The sequence below is a fragment of the Streptomyces sp. PA03-5A genome (assembly GCF_033792725.1).
GTDB lineage: Bacteria > Actinomycetota > Actinomycetes > Streptomycetales > Streptomycetaceae > Actinacidiphila.
This window is the reverse complement of record NZ_JARAVL010000007.1, coordinates 99,643-116,934: the sequence shown is the minus strand read 5'-3', so window position 1 is coordinate 116,934 and position 17,292 is coordinate 99,643. Positions and strand designations below refer to the sequence as shown.

Genomic DNA, 17,292 nt, shown 5'->3' with positions numbered 1-17,292 from the left:
CCGGCCGGACCGCCGGCACGCGGACGTACGCGAAGTGCCGTGCGGGCCGGAGGACTTCCGGCCGCCTGGCGCGGTGCGCCCCGGTGCGACGGCGGCGTGCCGTCCGCCGGGCGGGCCCGGACGGTGTCGCCGGTGCGGGGCCGGGCCGCTGGCACATGTGAGACGTGGCGCTTTGACGCCAGTCGCCGGCCGTTCCCCCGGTCCGGGCGGGGCCGGTAGGACCGGGCCATGATCTCCCTCATACCCCGTCGCCCACGAGGCGGACGGGCCCTCGCGGCCGCCGTCGGCGTCGTCGCCGTCCTCACGACCCTGACCGGCCCGGCCGGGCCCGCGGCGGCGAACGGCACGCCGCCGGCACCGGCCGCGCCCCGTCCCTCCGCAGCCACCCGCACGGTCACGCTGATCACCGGCCATGTCGTCCGGGTGACGGACGTCGGAGGCGGCAAGAAGTCCGTCGACGTGCGGCGCCCGCACGGCTCCACCGGAGGCGTACGGACCGAGACCGTCGGCGGCGACCTGTACGTCTACCCGGACGAGGCCCTGCCCTACCTCGCCGCGAACCGCCTGGACCGGAGGCTGTTCGACGTCACCTCGTTGATCGAGCAGGGCTACGACGACCAGCACAGCACCGGCATCCCGCTGATCCTCGGCTACCGCGGCGAGGTCGCGGCCACGGCACCCGCAGGCACCACCAAGGTGCGGTCGCTCAGGAGCGTCAACGGGGCCTCCGTCAGGGCGGCCAAGAAGCAGGTCAGGAAATTGTGGACCTCGGTGGCCACGGACGCCCCCGCCGACCGGCCCGCCCTGCGCGGCGGCCTGTCCAGGATCTGGCTGGACGGCCGGGTCCGCGCCACGCTCCACGACAGCACCACGCAGATCGGCGCGCCCGCCGCCTGGCGCTCCGGCCTCGACGGCAAGGGCGTCAAGGTCGCCGTGCTGGACACCGGGGCCGACACCCACCACCCCGACCTGGCGGGCCGGGTGAGGGCCGCGGTCAGCTTCGTGCCCGGCGAGTCCGCCGAGGACGGCAACGGGCACGGCACGCACACCGCCTCCACCGTGGGCGGCAGCGGCGCCGCTTCCGAAGGCGCCGAGAAGGGCGTGGCCCCCGGCGCCGACCTGCTGATCGGCAAGGTGCTCGCCGACGAGGGGTACGGCGAGGACTCCTGGGTCATCGCGGGCATGGAGTGGGCGGTCGGTCAGGGCGCCAAGGTGGTCAGCATGAGCCTCGGCGGGTCCGAGCCCACGGACGGCACGGACCCGATGAGTCAGGCCCTGGACCGGCTCAGCGAGAACAGCGGCGCGCTGTTCGTCGTGGCCGCCGGCAACACCGGCCACGAGGCGTCGATGAGCGCCCCGGGAACCGCGGGCTCCGCGCTGACCGTGGCCGCGGTGGACTCCGAGGACGAGCTCGCGTACTTCTCGACCACGGGCCCGCGGTACGGCGACTACGCGCTCAAGCCGGACATCGCCGCCCCCGGCGTGGACATCCTGGCCGCGAAGGCCGGGGGCAGCGCCGACGGCGGCTGGTACCAGACGATGAGCGGCACCTCGATGGCCACGCCGCACGTCGCGGGCGCCGCGGCGATCCTGGCCCAGGAGCACCCCGACTGGAGTGCCCCGCAGCTCAAGGACGCACTGATGAGCACGGCCAAGCCGCTCCCTGACCTGACGGCCTATCAGGTCGGGGCGGGCCGGGCCGACCTGGCCGCCTCCACCGCGGCCACGGTCACCGCCACCGGCTCGGCGTACTTCGGCTTCGACGCCTGGCCGCACGGCGGCCCGGCCGCGGTCGGCCGCACGGTCACCTACCGCAACGCGGGCGACTCCCCCGTCACCCTCTCCCTCGGCATGACCGCATCCGTGGCCGGCGGCCCGTACGACGTCGATCCGGGCGCCGACGCCGGGACCCCCGCACCCGAGGGGATGTTCACCCTCTCCGCGGACTCGGTGACCGTCCCGGCGCACGGGACGGCCTCCGTCACCGCCACCGCCCGGCCGGGGCTCGGCGCCGACGGCCGCCGCTACCTCGGGCAGATCTCCGCGAGCGACGCGTCCGGCGCCGTGCGGGCGCGCACCCAGGTCGGTCTCTACCGGGAGGAGGAGCGTCACCCCCTCGACGTCACGCTGAAGGACCGGTCAGGCAAGCCCGCCCCGGGCTTCGTCCAGTTGCAGCGCTTCGGCACCGACGCGGACCCGCAGATCGTCCCCGTGGACGGGACCGGCCGCGCGACCGTGCGACTGCGGGCCGGCACCTACAGCGCGCTGAGCTACCTCGCCGTGGCCGGCAGCCACGGCCCCGACTCCCTCGGCATGGCCCTGATGGGTGACCCGGAACTCGTCATGGACCGGGGCCGCACGCTCGTCCTGGACGCGAGCAGCACCCGCGAGGTCACCGCCGAGGTACCGCGCAGGACCGAGGACCGGATGCTCTACATGAACTGGTACCGCTCGGACGGCGGTACCAGCACCGTGGACTCGCAGTACCTCCTGCCGTCGACGTACGACAGCATGTTCGTCCTGCCCACCCGGCAGGTGACCCGCGGCGCCTTCGAGTACGAGACCCGTTGGCGCAAGGCCTACCCGCTGCTGTCCGTGTCCCGGGACGGCAGGCCCGTCACCGTCCTGGGCCAGGCCGGGACCGGCTTCTACGAGGGCCGGCAGCGCATGGGCGTGGTGTACGCCGGTTCCGGCGCACCCGCCGACTACGCCGGGCTGCGCGTCAAGGGCAAGGCCGTGCTGGTGGACCGCTCGGACGCGCTCACCGGCTCGCAGCGGGCCGAGGCGGCGGCCGACGCCGGCGCGGCCCTGCTGATCGTCGTCAACGACGGACCGGGCAAGCTCCTGGAGTACGTCGGCACCGACGAGGGCGGCTACAGCAGCGTCCCGGTGGCCTCGGTGACCACCCGCGAGGGCGGGCCGCTGATCGAACGGGCCCGGCACGGGACGCTGCGCCTGGACGTGGAGGGCGTGCCCGACTCGCCGTACGTCTACGACCTGGTCGACCCGCACCCGGGCCGGATCCCGGCGACGGGCCTGACCTACCGGCCGCGCGCCTCGGAACTGGCCGTCGTGGACATGCGCTTCCACGGCACCACCGGGTACCCCAGTGGCGAGTACCGCTGGGACTACCGGCCCTACCGCACCTACGCGGTCGGGTTCCCGCTGAGGATGGACATGCCCGGGACGCGGACCGACTACCTCTCCGCGCAGCCCGGCACGTCGTGGGCCGAGGACGCGATCACGGGGCCCGGTCTGGCCCTCGAGTCGAACGGCGCCCTCACCACGTACCGGGCGGGCACCCGGGTGGCGAGCGACTGGTTCGCCCCCGTCGCGCATCCGCGCAACGGCGGCGGCTACTGGTGGTCCGAGCGTCAGCAGGGCTTCCTGTCCTTCAACGTCCAGCCCTGGACGGACAGCGGGAGCGGCCATGGCGGCACCATGCAGGACGGCACCGCCGGCCTGGACCTCAAGGTGTACCAGGACGGTGAGCTGGTGAAGACCTCGGCGTACGCGTCGGCGACGCTCTGGCCGATCCCGACCGTGCCCTCCACGTACACCCTGGACCTGCGCGCGGAGCGCGACGCGGCCGCCTACCGCCTCTCCCCCCGGACGCACAGCGTGTGGCGGGTCAGGTCCGAGCCGGTCACCGACCCACTGGGGATCGACCGGATGGCGCTCATGCAACTGGACTACGGGATCGCCACCGACCTCTCGGGGAACGCGCGCGGCGGCCGGCAGACCCTGCGCCTGACCGGCAGCCACCTGCCGCACGCGGCGGGGGCGGGCCGGGTCACGGGCGCGACGCTGGCCGTCAGTTACGACGACGGGCGCCACTGGCGTCCGGTCCGCCTGGACCGTACGGCGACGGGCCACTGGACGGCCCGTTTCGACGCCCCGCACCGCGGGTTCGTGTCGCTGAAGGCCCGGACCTGGGACGACGCGGGCAACAGCCTCACGCAGGAGGTGACGCGGGCCTACGGACTGAAGTAACTTTCCGCATCCGCGTCAACGGCGGGCCCCGGGCATCCACAGGCCGGGGCCCGCCCGGTGCCCCCACCGCTCCGAGGAGTCCCATGCTCGCCGCGCTCGGTCTCAGCCCGGCCGAAGAGGAGATCTACCGTCTCCTGGTGGCGCGCGGCCGTGCCGCCGTCCACGAACTCGCGGCCGAAAGCGGCCGGGCCACCGGGGAGGTACGGGAACTGCTGACGGCCCTGACCGGGCGCGGCCTCGCCGTGCACGAGGCCGTGACGGGCACGGCGGCCAGGTTCACGGCGGCACCCCCCACGGTCGCCCTCGGCGGCGAACTGCGGCGACGGCGCGACGAGCTCGGCGCGGCGGAGCACGCGGTGCTGGCACTGGCCGAGCAGCACCGGACCTCCGCCGGGAGCGGCGTCGTCGAGGTGATCAGCGAGGTCGGCGCCGTACGGCACCGGTTCCGGCAGCTCCAGGAGTCCGCCCGGCACGAGGTGCGGTCGATGATGGTGCCCGAGCTCGCCGTGGTGCGGCCGGACGACAACGCGGCCGAGAGCGCCGGGGTCCGCCGCGGGGTCCTCTACCGCACGATCGTGCAACGTGACGCCCTCAACGAGCCGGGCATGGTCACGCGGGCGCTCGCGGACCTCGCGGCGGGCCAGCGGATCGGCGTCACCGACGTCGTCCCGGTGAAATTCATGATCGCCGACCGGGACCTGGCGATGCTGCCGCTGCTCAGCGGCCGGAACACCGCCGCGGCGTCGGTGCTGGTGCACGCGGGCGGGCTGCTCGACGCACTGGTCGCATACTTCGAACTGGCCTGGGAACAGGCCTATCCGCTGTCGCCGCGGGCGGCGGGGGACGGCGTCGCCGAGGAGCGCCCGGACGGCATCGAGGAGTTCGACGCCCGCCTGCTCGCGCTGGTGCTCGCCGGGCTCACCGACGAGGCGGCCGCGAGCCGCCTCGGGGTCTCCCGGCGCACCGTCCAGCGCCGCATCGCCGAACTCATGACCAAGGCCGGCGTCGACAGCCGCATCCAGCTCGGCTGGCACGCCGCCCGCCGCGGCTGGGCCTGAGCGCCGGGGCACCCGGGCCGGGCGAGCGGGGACCGTCAGTCGTCCTCGGCGGACGCCGGGGTGTCGCGGTCGGGTCCCTGCGCGCGGACGCGCTGGACGTGTTCCAGGGATGCGCGCAGGTCGCCGAGCCAAGTGTCGGTGTTGCCGCGGACGAGGCGGACGCACCAGGCGAGGGCCTCGCTGCGGCTGCGGGCGACGCCGCCCGCGACGAGGGTGTCGAGGACCTGGCGCTCGGGCTGGCGGAGCCGGGTCATGACGGGCACGGAGACGGTGGTGTACATGGCCCGGCGCCCGCCGCACTCCACGCCCCAGGAGACCTTGCGGCCGAAGCGGTGCTCCGCCTCGCGGGCGACGGCGACGCGGTCCTCGCGGGTGCGTTCCCGGAACTCGGCGATCCGTCCGTCGAGCGCGGCCTCGCGTTCCACCGGTGACGCGCCGGCGCCGACCGCGGGTTCGGGGATGCGGCCGACGACGGTGATCTCCTCGCGGTCGACGGCCACGTCCACGAGCGCCTCGAACAGTCCGTCGGGGAGCCGCCCGGCGAGCCAGCCGCGCAGCGCTTCCTTCTGTTCGCTGGTAATCATGTAATCAACATTACGCCTCGGATTTCCGAGCGCAAGAGCCCCCTGAAACTCGCGTCCGAGGCGTCGCGTTGTCCCCGGGCGCGACTTACAGTTGCGCGTATCGGAGCAGAACGGGGGATTCGCCACGCGGCGCCTCTGGGAGGGCATATGACCCGCATCTCGGTGAAGGTGGACGGCACGGCCTACGAGGACGAGGTGGAGCCCCGCCTCCTGCTCGTCCATTACCTGCGGGACCGGCTCGGTCTGACCGGTACCCCCGTCGGGTGCGACACCACGAACTGCGGTGCCTGCACGGTGGACCTCGACGGGAAGAGCGTGAAGAGCTGCTCGGTGCTCGCCGTCCAGGCCGACGGCGGCGAGGTGACGACGATCCAGGGGCTGGCCTCCGCCGACGGCGAGTGGCACCCGCTGCAGAGGGCGTTCCACGAGCAGCACGCCCTGCAGTGCGGGTTCTGCACGCCGGGCATGATCATGGCCGCCCGCGACCTGCTGCGGGAGAACCCCGACCCCACGCCCGAGGAGGTCCGCGAGGGCCTGGAGGGCAACCTCTGCCGGTGCACGGGCTACATGAACATCGTGCGCGCCGTGCTGGCCGCCGCCGCAGAGGAACGCCGGCACCAGGCGCCCGAGCCCGGCGCCGTGGCCGAGCACGCCCAGCCCAGCACGGCGGGAAGCGGGGCACCGGTATGACCGACCAGCTCACCGGACGCGAGCCCGAGGTCGGCCGCGCCCGGGTCCGCAAGGAGGACGCCCGGCTGGTGACCGGCCGGACCAACTGGACCGACAACATCACCGTCCCGGGCCTGCTGCACATGGCGATCCTGCGCAGCCCCATGGCGCACGCCCGCATCGAGCGGATCGACGTCACACCCGCCCTGGAGCGGCCGGGGGTCGTCGCCGCGTACAGCGGCCGCGACCTGGCCGAGGGGCTCGGGTCGCTGCCGTGCGCCTGGCCCGTCACCGAGGACATCGTGCTGCCCGAGCACCCGCCCGTCGCCGTCGACGAGGTCCGCCACACCGGCGACCCGGTCGCCGTCGTCGTCGCCCGGGACCGCTACGCGGCCGCCGACGCGCTGGAGGCGATCGACGTCGACTACGAGCCGCTGCCTCCGGTCCTGGACATGGAGGCGGCGCTCGCCGAGGGCTCCCCGCTGGTCCACGCCGACAAGGGCACCAACCGCTGCTACACCTGGCCGCTGGCCACCGGCGAGGACTACGCGACCGTGCGCGAGCGGGCCGACGTCGTGCTGCGCCGGCGCTTCGTCCAGCAGCGGCTCATCCCCAACGCCATGGAACCGCGGGCCGTCGTGGCGGTGCCGCCGGACACCTCGGACCAGTACACCCTGTACTCCGCGACGCAGATCCCGCACATCGTGCGCGTGATGATGGCCGTCGTCACCGGCATCCCCGAGCACCGGCTCCGGGTGGTCGCGCCGGACGTCGGCGGCGGCTTCGGCTCCAAGCTCCAGGTGTACGGCGAGGAGGCGCTCGGCCTGGCCGTCGCCCGCAAGCTGGGCCGCCCCGTGAAGTGGACGGAGTCCCGCTCGGAGGGCTACCTGGCCACCCACCACGGCCGCGACCAGATCCAGGACCTCGAACTCGCCGCGACGCGCGAGGGGAAGCTGCTCGGCCTGAAGGTCGACCTGCTCGCCGACATGGGCGCGTACCTGATGATCGTGACGCCGGGCGTCCCGCTGCTCGGGGCGTTCATGTTCCCCGGCATCTACAAGATGGACGCCTACGACTTCACCTGCACGGGCGTCTTCACCACCAAGACCCCCACCGACGCGTACCGCGGCGCGGGCCGCCCCGAGGCCACCTTCGCCATCGAGCGCATGATGGACGAGCTCGCCGCCGAACTCGGCATGGACCCGGTCGAGGTGCGCCGCCGCAACTGGATCGGTCACGACGAGTTCCCGTACACCACCATCGGCGGACTGACCTACGACAGCGGCAACTACGAGTCGGCGACGGACAAGGCGCTCGCCCTCTTCGGCTACGACGACCTGCGTTCCGAGCAGCGCAAGCGGGAGGAGCGCGGCGACCGGACGCGGCTCGGCATCGGGGTGTCGACGTACACGGAGATGTGCGGGCTCGCGCCCAGCCGGATCCTGCGCGACCTGCGCTACGGCGCGGGCGGCTGGGAGGCGGCGTCGATCCGCATGCTGCCCACCGGCAAGGTGGAGGTGCTGACCGGCACCAGCCCGCACGGGCAGGGCCATGTGACGAGCTGGAGCCAGATCGCGGCGGACGTGCTGGGCGTGCCCTTCGAGGACGTCGAGGTGCTGCACGGCGACACGCGCACGGTGCCGCAGGGCATGGACACCTACGGCTCGCGCTCGCTGGTCGTCGGCGGCGTGGCCGTGCACCGCGCCGCGCGGAAGGTGGTGGACAAGGCCCGCAAGGTCGCCGCGCACCTGCTGGAGGCGAGCGAGGACGACCTGGACTTCACGAACGGCGTCTTCTCGGTGAAGGGCTCGCCGGAGGCGCGCAGGACCATCCAGGAGGTGGCGTTCGCGACGTTCACCTCGCACGACCTGCCCGACGGGCTGGAACCGACGATCAACGCCGAGCACGTGGAGGACCCGGAGGCCTTCTCCTACCCGCACGGCACGCACCTGTGCGCGGTGGAGGTCGACACCGAGACCGGCCGGGTCCGGATCCGCAGTTACGTGTGCGTGGACGACGTCGGAAAGGTCGTCAACCCGATGATCGTGGAGGGCCAGGTGCACGGCGGTCTCGCCCAGGGCATCGCCCAGGCCCTGTTCGAAGAGGCCGTGTACGACGCGGAGGGCAACCTGGTCTCGGGCACCATGGCCGACTACCTGGTGCCCTGCGCGGCCGACCTGCCCGACTTCCTCACCGACCGCACCGAGACGCCGGCGACCACCAACCCGCTGGGCGTCAAGGGCGTCGGCGAGGCCGGGACGATCGCCTCGACCCCCGCGGTGGTCAACGCCGTGGTCGACGCCCTGCGGCCGCTGGGCGTCATGGACGTGCCGATGCCGTGCACACCGGAACGGGTCTGGCGGGCCCTGCGGGACGCGCGGTCCGCCCGGCCGGAGGAGGACGGCTCATGATTCCCGCGTCGTTCGACTATGCCAGGCCCCGCTCCGTGGAGGAGGCGGTGGGGCAGCTCGCGCTCGCCGGGGAGGAGGCGAAGGTGCTGGCGGGCGGTCAGAGCCTGCTGCCGATCCTGCGGATGCGGCTCGCCTTCCCCGAACTCCTCGTGGACGTCGGCCGGATCCCCGGCCTGCGCGGGGTGCGGGCCGACGGGGACACCCTCGTCATCGGCGCCCTGACCTCGCACCACGACGTCGTGCACGACCCGCTGGTGCGGCGGCACGCCGGGCTGCTGGCCGCCGCCACGGCCACGGTGGCCGATCCGGCCGTGCGTCACCGCGGCACGATCGGCGGCGCCCTCGCCCATGCCGACCCCGCGGGGGACGTGCCCGCGGCCGTCCTCGCCCTGGACGCCGAGCTGGTCGTCCAGGGGCCGGACGGGCGGCGGACCGTCCCGGCGCGGGAGTTCTTCACCGACTACCTGCAGACGGTGCTGCGGCCCGACGAACTGCTGGTGGAGGTACGGGTGCCCAAGACGGACGCCTGGGGCTTCCACTACGAGAAGTTCCAGCTCAGCGCCCAGGCCTGGGCGGTGGTGGGGGTGGCCGCGCTGGTGCGGAGGGACGACGGCCGCATCGTCGAGTCCCGTGTCGGGCTGTCGAACATGGGGCCCACCCCGGTGCGCGCCACCGCCTGCGAGGCGGCCCTCGCCGGTGCCGACGCCGTACCGGAGGCGGTGGCCTCGGCCGCCGACAGCGCGGCGGAGGGCACCCGTCCGGCGTCCGACCTGTCGGCGTCCGCGGACTACCGGGAGCACCTGGTGAGGGTGCTGACCCGCAGGGCCGTCCTCGCCGCGGCGGACCTGACATGAGGAGCGGACGCAGCGCATGACCTGGCCGGCGCACGGGATTCCGCCGGGGTGGACCGCCCCGGCGGGATCCTCCTGCGGGCCGCTTGCCGCGACGACGGCACGCGCCGGGGCGGTGGGGCCCCACGGCCCCGGCGCCCCAGGCCCCGGCGCGCCAGGCCCGTTCGCCGCCGCGCCGCCCGCCGCCGCGCCCCGCGATGCCCGCCCTCCCTTCGCCGCCACCGCCGGGCCCCCGGCGCACACGACCGGCCCGCTCCCGGGGATCGCGGGCCCCGAGCAGATGCGGGCCCGGCTGGAGGAGACCGGCTACCTGGTCGACGACGGCCTCGCCGTCGCCTGCTACCTGGCGCTGACGCTGCACCGCCCGATCTTCTGCGAGGGTGACGCGGGCGTCGGCAAGACCGCACTGGCGCACGCGCTCGCCGAGGCGCTCGGCGCGCCGCTGATCCGGCTGCAGTGCTACGAGGGCATCGACGCGTCGCAGGCGCTGTACGACTGGGACTTCCCCCGGCAGCTGCTGCACCTGCGGGCGGCCGAGGCGGCGGGCGTCAGCGATCCGGAGACCCTGGAGGGCGAGCTCTACAGCCGGCGGTTCCTGCTGGCGCGGCCGCTGCTGCGGGCCCTGGAGACCAGCCCCTCGGTGCTGCTGGTCGACGAGATCGACCGCGCGGACGACGAGTTCGAGGCCTTCCTGCTGGAACTGCTGTCGGAGTACTCCGTCACCGTCCCCGAACTGGGCACCCTGCGCGCGCAGTCGCCGCCCGTGGTGGTGCTCACCTCCAACCGCACGCGCGAGGTGCACGACGCCCTCAAGCGGCGCTGCCTCTACCACTGGTTCGACCATCCCGGCTTCGAGCGGGAGCTGGCGATCGTACGGCGCAGGCAGCCGCACGTGGCGGCCCGGCTCGCGGCGCAGGTGACGGCCGTGGTGCAGTGCCTGCGGGAGCAGGACCTGGTGCGGCCGCCCGGGGTGGCGGAGACCATCGACTGGGCGGAGGCACTGGCCGCGCTGGGGGCGACGGAACTCGACGCGGACCTGGCGATGACCACCCTCGGCTCGGTGCTGAAGTACCGCGAGGACGCGGAGCGGGCGCGTTCGCTCGACCTGTCGGAGATCCTCGCCGCGCGGGCGGGCGGGTCGCGGTGAGCACCATGCGCACGGTCACGGCGGACGGCACGGCGGGGGTGGTGGGCTTCGCGCGCGCCCTGCGGGCCGCCGGGGTGCCGGCCGGCCCGGACCGGGTGGCGGCGTTCCTGGCCGCGCTCGGCCGGCTCGACCCGTCGCGGCGCCGCGACGTGTACTGGGCGGGACGGCTGACGCTCTGCGGCGGCCCGGACGACCTGGAGCGCTACGACCGGGTCTTCGCGGCCTTCTTCGACGGCGGGCGGCCGCCGCACCGCCGGGTGCGGCCGGCGGTCCGCCCGGTGCGCCCGCCGGCGGTGCCGCGTGCCGTGCCCGGGGACCGCACCACCGGTGAGGAGGCGGGTGACGGGCCCACCGCGACCGCGCTCGCCAGCGCGACGGAGGTGCTGCGGCACCGTGACGTCGCCGCCATGACCGCACCGGAGCGGGCCCAACTGCACCGGCTGCTGGCGGTGTTCGCCCTGGACGGCGAACCGCGCCGTACCCCCCGGCGCCGTCCGGCGCGCCGCGGGGACGTGGATCCGCGGCGTACCGTACGGGAGTTGCTGCGCCGGGGCGGCGAGCCTGCCGCGCTCCCGCGGCGGGCCCCGGCCCGCAAGCCGCGCCGGGTGGTGCTGCTGCTGGACGTCAGCGGGTCGATGGCCCCGTACGCGGACGCGCTGCTGCGGTTCGCGCACGCCGCCGCGCACGGTTCGCGCGGCCGCACGCCCACCGAGGTCTTCACCCTCGGCACCCGGCTCACCCGGGTCACCCGCGAGATGGCGCGCCGGGACCCGGACGCCGCGATGGCCGCTGTCGGGGCGGCGGTGCCCGACTGGAGCGGCGGGACCCGGCTCGGGGAGACGCTGCGGGCGTTCCTGGACCGCTGGGGGGCACGGGGTACGGCGCGCGGCGCGGTCGTCGTGCTGCTGTCGGACGGCTGGGAGCGCGGCGACCCCGACCTGCTGGCCGCGCAGATGCAGCGGCTGGCACGGCTGGCGCACCGCGTGGTGTGGGCCAACCCGCGCAAGGCCAGGCCCGGGTACGCGCCGCTGGCGGCGGGGATGGCGGCGGCGCTGCCGAGCGTCGACGCCTTCGTGGAGGGGCACAGTCTGGGCGCGCTGGAACGTCTGGCCGCCGTGGTGAGAGGAGCCGACGGTGCGTGAGATCCTTCCGGCGCTGAACGACTGGTACGCCTCGGGAACCCCCTTCGGGCTGGCCACGGTCGTGGCGGTGAGCCGCAGCGCGCCGCGCGGACCGGGCGCGGCCATGGCGGTGGGACCGGACGACGAGGTCGTCGGCAGCGTCTCCGGGGGCTGCGTGGAGGGCGCGGTCTTCGAACTGGCCAAGGAGGTCGTCGAGTCGGGCGAGGCCCGGCTGCACACCTTCGGCTACAGCGACGCCGACGCCTTCGAGGTCGGCCTGACCTGCGGCGGTGAGATCACCCTGCTGGTCCGTCCGGTGTCCCCGGCCACGGACCCGGGCTTCGGCGAGGTGGCGGCCTCCGTCGCCGCGCACCGCCCCGTGGTCACCGCGACGGTGCTGGACGGTCCCGCGCCGCGCGGCGCCACGCTCACGGTGTGGCCGGACCGGGTCGCGGGCACCCTCGGAGCGGAGGGCCTGGACGCGGCGGTCACCGACGACGCCCGCGGTGAGCTGGCCCAGGGCGCGACCGGGCAGCGCCACTACGGGCGGCACGGCGAACGGCGCGAGGACGACGTGACGGTGTTCCTGCAGTCCTTCGCCCCGCCGCCGCGGATGCTGGTGTTCGGCGCGATCGACTTCGCGGCGGCGGTGGCGCGGATCGGGCTGTTCCTGGGCTACCGGGTGACCGTCTGCGACGCCCGTCCGGTGTTCGCGACCCCCAAGCGCTTCCCCGAGGGCGTGGAGGTCGTCGTGGACTGGCCGCACCGCTACCTGGGCGGCACGGAGACCGACGACCGCACGGTGGTGTGCGTCCTCACCCACGACCCCAAGTTCGACGTGCCGCTCCTGGAGGTCGCGCTGCGCCGCCCGGCCGCGTACATCGGCGTCATGGGCAGCCGGCGGACGCACGACGACCGGCTCAAGCGGCTGCGCGACACGACGCTGGCTCCGGCCGAACTGACCCGGCTGCGCTCGCCGATCGGGCTGGACCTGGGCGCGCGCACCCCCGAGGAGGTCGCCGTGTCGATCGCCGCCGAGATCATCGCGCTGCGCTGGGGCGGCAGCGGCACCCCGCTGTCGGGCACGGCCGGCGCGATCCACCCTCCGGTGCTCAGGCCGGTGTGACGAGGAGGAGATCAATGGAACTGCACCACGAGTTCGAGGTCCCCGTCCCGGTGGCGGACGCCTGGCGGGCGCTGCTGGACATCGAGCGCGTCGCGCCGTGCATGCCGGGCGCGACGGTGGAGGAGTACGACGGCGAGACCGTGAGGGGCGCGGTGAAGGTCAAGGTGGGCCCGGTGACGGTGACCTACCGCGGCACGGCGGTCTTCGAGGAGCGGGACGGGACCGCGCACCGCGTCGTGCTGGCCGCCCGGGGCAAGGAGGTCCGCGGCCAGGGCACGGCGCGGGCGACGGTGACCGGCACCCTGGCGGAGAAGGACGGCGCGACGGTCGTCTCGGTGACGACCGACCTCGCCGTGACCGGCCGGCCCGCGCAGTTCGGGCGCGGCGTGATGGCGGAGGTCGGCGACCGCATCATCGGCCAGTTCGCCGACTGCCTCGCCGGCCGGCTGGCCGCCCCGCAGCCCCCTGCCGGGGGCGAGGACGCCGCCGAGGACGCGCCTGCCGCACCGGCGAACCGCGAGGACGAACCCATCGACCTCCTCCGCATCGCCGGCGCCCCGGTCGCCAAACGCGCCGCGGCAGCCGGTCTGCTGGCCGCGGCCGTCGGTGCGCTCGTCGTCTTCCTGCTACGCCGCCGCCGCCGCTGACGCGGATGCGGATGCGGATGCGGATGCGGATGCGGGCGAGGCGCCCGGCCGACGCCTAGCCGGTGCCGTTGGGCAGCAGGGCGTTGGCCGTGGTGCGGGCGGGCTCAGAAGTTGATCATGTGGCCGGCGAGGCCGTGGAGCGCTTCCTGGACGGCCTCGCTGAGGGTGGGGTGGCCGTGGACGTTGCGGGCCAGTTCGGCCGCCGTGAGGTCCCACTTCTGGGCGAGCGTCAGCTCGGGCAGCAGCTCGGTGACCTCGGGGCCGATCAGGTGCCCGCCGAGGAGTTCGCCGTACTTCGCGTCGCTGATGAGCTTCACGAAGCCGCTCGCGTCGCCGAGGCCGTGCGCCTTGCCGTTGGCGGTGAAGGGGAACTTGGCCACGCGCACGTCGAGGCCGCGCTCACGGACCTGCGCCTCCGTCCACCCGAAGCTGGCGATCTGCGGCTGGCAGAAGGTGACGCGCGGGATCATCACGTAGTCCAGGGACATGGTCTCGGCCTCCGCGATGGTCTCGGCGGCGACCACGCCCATGGCCTCGGCGGCGTGGGCGAGCATCAGTTTCGCCGTGACGTCGCCGATGGCGTAGATGTGCGGGACGCTGGTGCGGCAGAACTCGTCGATGTCGATGGCACCGCGCTCGGTGAGCCGGACCCCGGTCTGCTCCAGGCCGTAGCCGGAGATGCGCGGCTGGAAGCCGATCGCCTGGAGCACCTTGTCCGCCTCGAGCGTCTGCCGCTGGCCGCCGGTGGTCACCATGACCTTGACCGAGTCGCCGGCGTCGTTGATCGCCTCCACCCGGGTCGAGGTGAGCACGTCGATGCCCAGCTTGCGGTACTGGCGGGCGAGTTCGGCCGACACCTCCTCGTCCTCCAGCGGCACGATCCGGTCGAGGAACTCCACGAGGGTCACCTTCACCCCGTAGTTGTGCAGGACGTACGCGAACTCCACGCCGATCGCGCCGGCGCCCGCGATGAGGATGCTCCGCGGGAGCGTGTCCGTCATGATCTGCTCCTCGTACGTCACGACCCGCTCGCTGAGCGAGGTGCCGGGGAGCAGTCTGGTGGTCGCGCCGGTGGCGATGATGCAGTGGTCGAAGGTGACGGTCTCGCTGCCGCCGGAGCCCAGCGCGACGTGGAGGGTGTGGTCGTCGGTGAAGGTGCCGTGGCCCTCGAACTTCGTGATGTCGTTCTTCTTCATCAGGAAGTGGACGCCCTTGACCCGGCCGTCCGCGACCTTGCGGCTGCGCGCGAAGGCCTCGCGGTAGTCGAAGCTGACCTCGCCGTTCACCCGGATGCCGAAGGTCCTGGCCTCCTTGGTGAAGATGTGTGCCAGTTCGGCGTTGCGCAGCAGGGCCTTGGAGGGGATGCACCCCACGTTGAGGCACACCCCGCCCCAGTAGCGCTCCTCGACGATCGCCGTGCGCAGGCCCAGCTGGGCGGCCCGGATGGCGGCGACGTACCCCCCGGGACCCGCGCCCAGGACGACGACGTCAACGTGTGTGCTCATGCGGCGACCCCTGTGTGGACCACGGTGCGGAAGCTCGAGCGGGCCGGACGGTCCCGTCGCCCACGATCACGCGCCGGGGGCGGCCGCGCAACACGGGGGTGGCGTCCGCCGCGTCACGTCGGCCGCCCGGCGTACGTCCGGGTCCTGGGCGGATCAGTTGTTCGCGACGAACTGGCGGGCGAGCGCGTCGCCGACGGAGACCGCCTTGGTGTGGCTCTCGATCGGCGCGACGGAGGAGTTCTTGAAGAGGATGTACGTCACGCCGGACTCCGTCCCGCCGGTCTCCGGGTCGGGGTCGATCCCGAGGGCCTGCGCGGTGGCGTAGGAGGCCTCGCCGATGATCGCGGTGGGGCCGGTGTCGCCGACGACGGCGTACTCGACCTGCCCGCCGTACACGATGGCCACCACGCCGCCGCCCTTGATGCCGGCGCCGCGGTAGTCCCAGGTGCCGCTGGGGCTGGGGACGACGACGTAGGGGAGCGTCTCGGCGTTGAGCGGGCGGCCGTCCGACTGGTGGAAGGCCGTGTCGTCCTGGAACCAGGGGTCGGTGTCCCAGTTGCAGCGGGCGGTGACCTGGCCGTCGCAGTCGATGTCCATGTCGGCCTTCCAGAACACGGCGCCGTTGGCACCGCAGACCGGGACGGTGGCGGAGGTCTCCTCGTCGGTGCGGTACCTGCCGCTGGAGATCTGCGTACAGCCGTTGACCTTGGCCAGTAACTGGGCGGCCGTGACCGAGCCCTCCTGGGGACTGCGGGGGGACGACCCGGCGGTACCGGCGGCGCCGGCGGCGGGGGTGAGGAGGGCGGCCAGCAGGGTGGCTCCGGCCCCGGCGGTGGCCAGTGCGAGGCGCTTGCGCACGAGGGACTCCTTCCGTTAGGAAACTTTCCTAACCCACAGCTTGGCATCTTGTCTGGGCCATGCCAAGAGGACGAAGGTCCCGCCGGCGAAGGACCCGAAGATGACCGAAAGACCGAGGGCACGCCGCCGCGCGCCGCCTACGGTGGGGGGCTGATCCGCATGCCCGGCATGCACGCAGCGGCCCCAGGAGGTACCACCGTGGCACTGACGACCCGCGCGACCCGAGCCCTCGGAGCAGTCGCGGCGGTGACGCTCGCCGGAGCCACGCTCGCCGCCTGCGGCACGGAGCACATGATGCAGGCCGCGGGCAGCGCCGCCTCGGCGCCCTCCGTCCGTGCCGCCTCGCCCTCCGCGCCCGCCTCGCCTTCCGCGCCGTCCGCGTCCTCGTCGGCCCCCGCTGCGACGCCGTCCACGGCACCCGGGGCTCCGTCCGGCACGCCGGGCGCGGCCCGCCCCCCGGCGGGCACCGCGCACCACGACGCCCCGCACCACGAGACCGCGCACCACGACGCCGCCGCCCCGGGGACCGCCCGGTCGCAGGCCCCCGCGCACGGCGCGGACCCGCAGCGCGGCGGCACTGGGGCCCACGGCACCGCGGTCCAGGCCCCCGCCCATGGCACGTCAGTGACCGCGCGCTCGATCCAGCACGGCGTGGAGGCCCCGGGCAGGTCGGTGGCCCTCACCTTCGACGACGGCCCGGACCCGGTGTGGACCCCCAAGGTCCTGGACGTGCTCGCCCGGCACCACGCCAAGGCCACCTTCTGCGAGATAGGCCCCAACGCCAGGGCCCACCCCGACCTGGTGCGGCGGATCGCCGCCGCGGGACACCGGCTGTGCGACCACTCCGTCCACCACGACGAGGCGCAGAGCCGCAAGTCGCAGGAGTACAACCGCCACGAGATACTCGACGCCCAGAGCGAGATATCCCGCGCCGCAGGCTCCGGCGACACCGCGCTGTGGTACTACCGGGCCCCCGGCGGCGACTTCTCCCCCGCGATCCGCGCCATCGCCGCCGACCACGGACTGCGCCCGCTCGGCTGGACCGTCGACTCCGACGACTGGCGCCGCCCCGGCGCGGAGGCCATCCTCGCGACCGTGAACTCCGAACTGAAGCCGGGCGCCATCGTGCTCATGCACGACGGCGGCGGCGACCGCAGCCAGACCGTGCAGGCGCTGGAGACCCTGCTCGACCGGCTCGACGCGGCCGGCTACACCTACACCTTCCCCCAGCGCTAGATCCACGGCCCGGGCCCGGCCCCGCCGGGGCGCGCCCGCGTGCGGAGCTGGTCGAGGATGGGGGAAACGGAGGACACGACCCGCGT

At 74.3% G+C, this 17,292-nt stretch carries 13 protein-coding genes; 10 read left to right on the top strand and 3 right to left on the bottom strand.

All coding sequences use genetic code 11. The features are described from left to right. The first annotated feature begins 228 nt into the window (after nucleotides 1-228). Nucleotides 229-3,993 carry a S8 family serine peptidase gene (locus PV410_RS10440; protein WP_500323793.1) on the top strand — a complete coding sequence of 1,255 codons (3,765 nt, stop codon included), beginning with the start codon at nucleotides 229-231 and terminating at the stop codon, nucleotides 3,991-3,993. 83 nt (nucleotides 3,994-4,076) lie between these two features. After that, entirely contained in the window at nucleotides 4,077-5,051 is a 975-nt protein-coding gene (locus PV410_RS10435; RefSeq protein ID WP_500323792.1) for a helix-turn-helix domain-containing protein, read from the top strand. A gap of 35 nt (nucleotides 5,052-5,086) precedes the next feature. On the opposite strand, the gene abmR is transcribed toward PV410_RS10435, so the two are convergent. After that, complete coding sequence (gene abmR / locus PV410_RS10430; RefSeq protein ID WP_500323791.1) at nucleotides 5,087-5,635, bottom strand: ATP-binding transcription factor AbmR; 549 nt, start codon at nucleotides 5,633-5,635, stop codon at nucleotides 5,087-5,089. Nucleotides 5,636-5,782: 147 nt separating this feature from the next. Here abmR and PV410_RS10425 point away from each other — a divergent pair, with 147 nt between their 5' ends. The 7 genes from PV410_RS10425 to PV410_RS10395 are packed head-to-tail and all read left to right on the top strand — an operon-like array spanning nucleotide 5,783 to nucleotide 13,607. Then, the gene (locus PV410_RS10425; RefSeq protein ID WP_500323790.1) at nucleotides 5,783-6,325 is read left to right on the top strand and encodes a (2Fe-2S)-binding protein; all 543 of its coding nucleotides are present in this window, start codon (nucleotides 5,783-5,785) and stop codon (nucleotides 6,323-6,325) included. Further along, a complete protein-coding gene (locus tag PV410_RS10420) occupies nucleotides 6,322-8,715 on the top strand; it encodes a xanthine dehydrogenase family protein molybdopterin-binding subunit (protein ID WP_500323789.1) in 2,394 nt (797 codons plus the stop codon). The genes PV410_RS10425 and PV410_RS10420 overlap by 4 nt, the downstream gene beginning before the upstream one ends. Further along, nucleotides 8,712-9,569, top strand: coding sequence for an FAD binding domain-containing protein (locus PV410_RS10415; protein ID WP_500323788.1), 858 nt, complete (start codon nucleotides 8,712-8,714; stop codon nucleotides 9,567-9,569). Before PV410_RS10420 ends, PV410_RS10415 begins: the two co-directional genes overlap by 4 nt. Nucleotides 9,570-9,585: 16 nt before the next feature. Then, complete coding sequence (locus PV410_RS10410; protein ID WP_500323787.1) at nucleotides 9,586-10,713, top strand: AAA family ATPase; 1,128 nt, start codon at nucleotides 9,586-9,588, stop codon at nucleotides 10,711-10,713. A 5-nt stretch (nucleotides 10,714-10,718) separates the two neighbouring features. Beyond that, nucleotides 10,719-11,855 carry a vWA domain-containing protein gene (locus PV410_RS10405; protein WP_500323786.1) on the top strand — a complete coding sequence of 379 codons (1,137 nt, stop codon included), beginning with the start codon at nucleotides 10,719-10,721 and terminating at the stop codon, nucleotides 11,853-11,855. Next, nucleotides 11,848-12,960 (top strand): XdhC family protein, encoded by a 1,113-nt coding sequence (locus tag PV410_RS10400; RefSeq protein WP_500323785.1) that lies wholly within the window; start codon nucleotides 11,848-11,850, stop codon nucleotides 12,958-12,960. Before PV410_RS10405 ends, PV410_RS10400 begins: the two co-directional genes overlap by 8 nt. A 14-nt stretch (nucleotides 12,961-12,974) precedes the next feature. Further along, nucleotides 12,975-13,607, top strand: a complete 633-nt coding sequence (locus PV410_RS10395) for an SRPBCC family protein (protein ID WP_500323784.1) — start codon at nucleotides 12,975-12,977, stop codon at nucleotides 13,605-13,607. 104 nt (nucleotides 13,608-13,711) lie between these two features. On the opposite strand, the gene lpdA is transcribed toward PV410_RS10395, so the two are convergent. Together lpdA and PV410_RS10385 are read right to left on the bottom strand one after the other, a co-directional pair. Further along, nucleotides 13,712-15,112 carry a dihydrolipoyl dehydrogenase gene (lpdA, locus tag PV410_RS10390; RefSeq protein ID WP_500323783.1) on the bottom strand — a complete coding sequence of 467 codons (1,401 nt, stop codon included), beginning with the start codon at nucleotides 15,110-15,112 and terminating at the stop codon, nucleotides 13,712-13,714. A 153-nt stretch (nucleotides 15,113-15,265) separates the two neighbouring features. Further along, on the bottom strand, nucleotides 15,266-15,970 hold the full coding sequence (locus PV410_RS10385) for a glycoside hydrolase family 75 protein (protein ID WP_500323782.1): 705 nt from the start codon (nucleotides 15,968-15,970) through the stop codon (nucleotides 15,266-15,268). 198 nt (nucleotides 15,971-16,168) lie between these two features. On the opposite strand from PV410_RS10385, the gene PV410_RS10380 reads away from it, so the two are divergent. Further along, nucleotides 16,169-17,206, top strand: a complete 1,038-nt coding sequence (locus tag PV410_RS10380; protein WP_500323781.1) for a polysaccharide deacetylase family protein — start codon at nucleotides 16,169-16,171, stop codon at nucleotides 17,204-17,206. Nucleotides 17,207-17,292 lie beyond the last annotated feature (86 nt).

Excerpts from the sequence above, each read along its gene's own strand:
- PV410_RS10440 (WP_500323793.1), top strand. The coding sequence starts at position 229 with ATGATCTCCCTCATACCCCGTCGCCCACGAGGCGGACGGGCCCTCGCG.
- PV410_RS10405 (WP_500323786.1), top strand. The coding sequence starts at position 10,719 with ATGCGCACGGTCACGGCGGACGGCACGGCGGGGGTGGTGGGCTTCGCG.
- PV410_RS10435 (WP_500323792.1), top strand. The coding sequence starts at position 4,077 with ATGCTCGCCGCGCTCGGTCTCAGCCCGGCCGAAGAGGAGATCTACCGT.
- PV410_RS10415 (WP_500323788.1), top strand. The coding sequence starts at position 8,712 with ATGATTCCCGCGTCGTTCGACTATGCCAGGCCCCGCTCCGTGGAGGAG.
- PV410_RS10425 (WP_500323790.1), top strand. The coding sequence starts at position 5,783 with ATGACCCGCATCTCGGTGAAGGTGGACGGCACGGCCTACGAGGACGAG.
- PV410_RS10410 (WP_500323787.1), top strand. The coding sequence starts at position 9,586 with ATGACCTGGCCGGCGCACGGGATTCCGCCGGGGTGGACCGCCCCGGCG.
- abmR (WP_500323791.1), bottom strand. The coding sequence starts at position 5,635 with ATGATTACCAGCGAACAGAAGGAAGCGCTGCGCGGCTGGCTCGCCGGG.
- PV410_RS10420 (WP_500323789.1), top strand. The coding sequence starts at position 6,322 with ATGACCGACCAGCTCACCGGACGCGAGCCCGAGGTCGGCCGCGCCCGG.
- PV410_RS10395 (WP_500323784.1), top strand. The coding sequence starts at position 12,975 with ATGGAACTGCACCACGAGTTCGAGGTCCCCGTCCCGGTGGCGGACGCC.
- lpdA (WP_500323783.1), bottom strand. The coding sequence starts at position 15,112 with ATGAGCACACACGTTGACGTCGTCGTCCTGGGCGCGGGTCCCGGGGGG.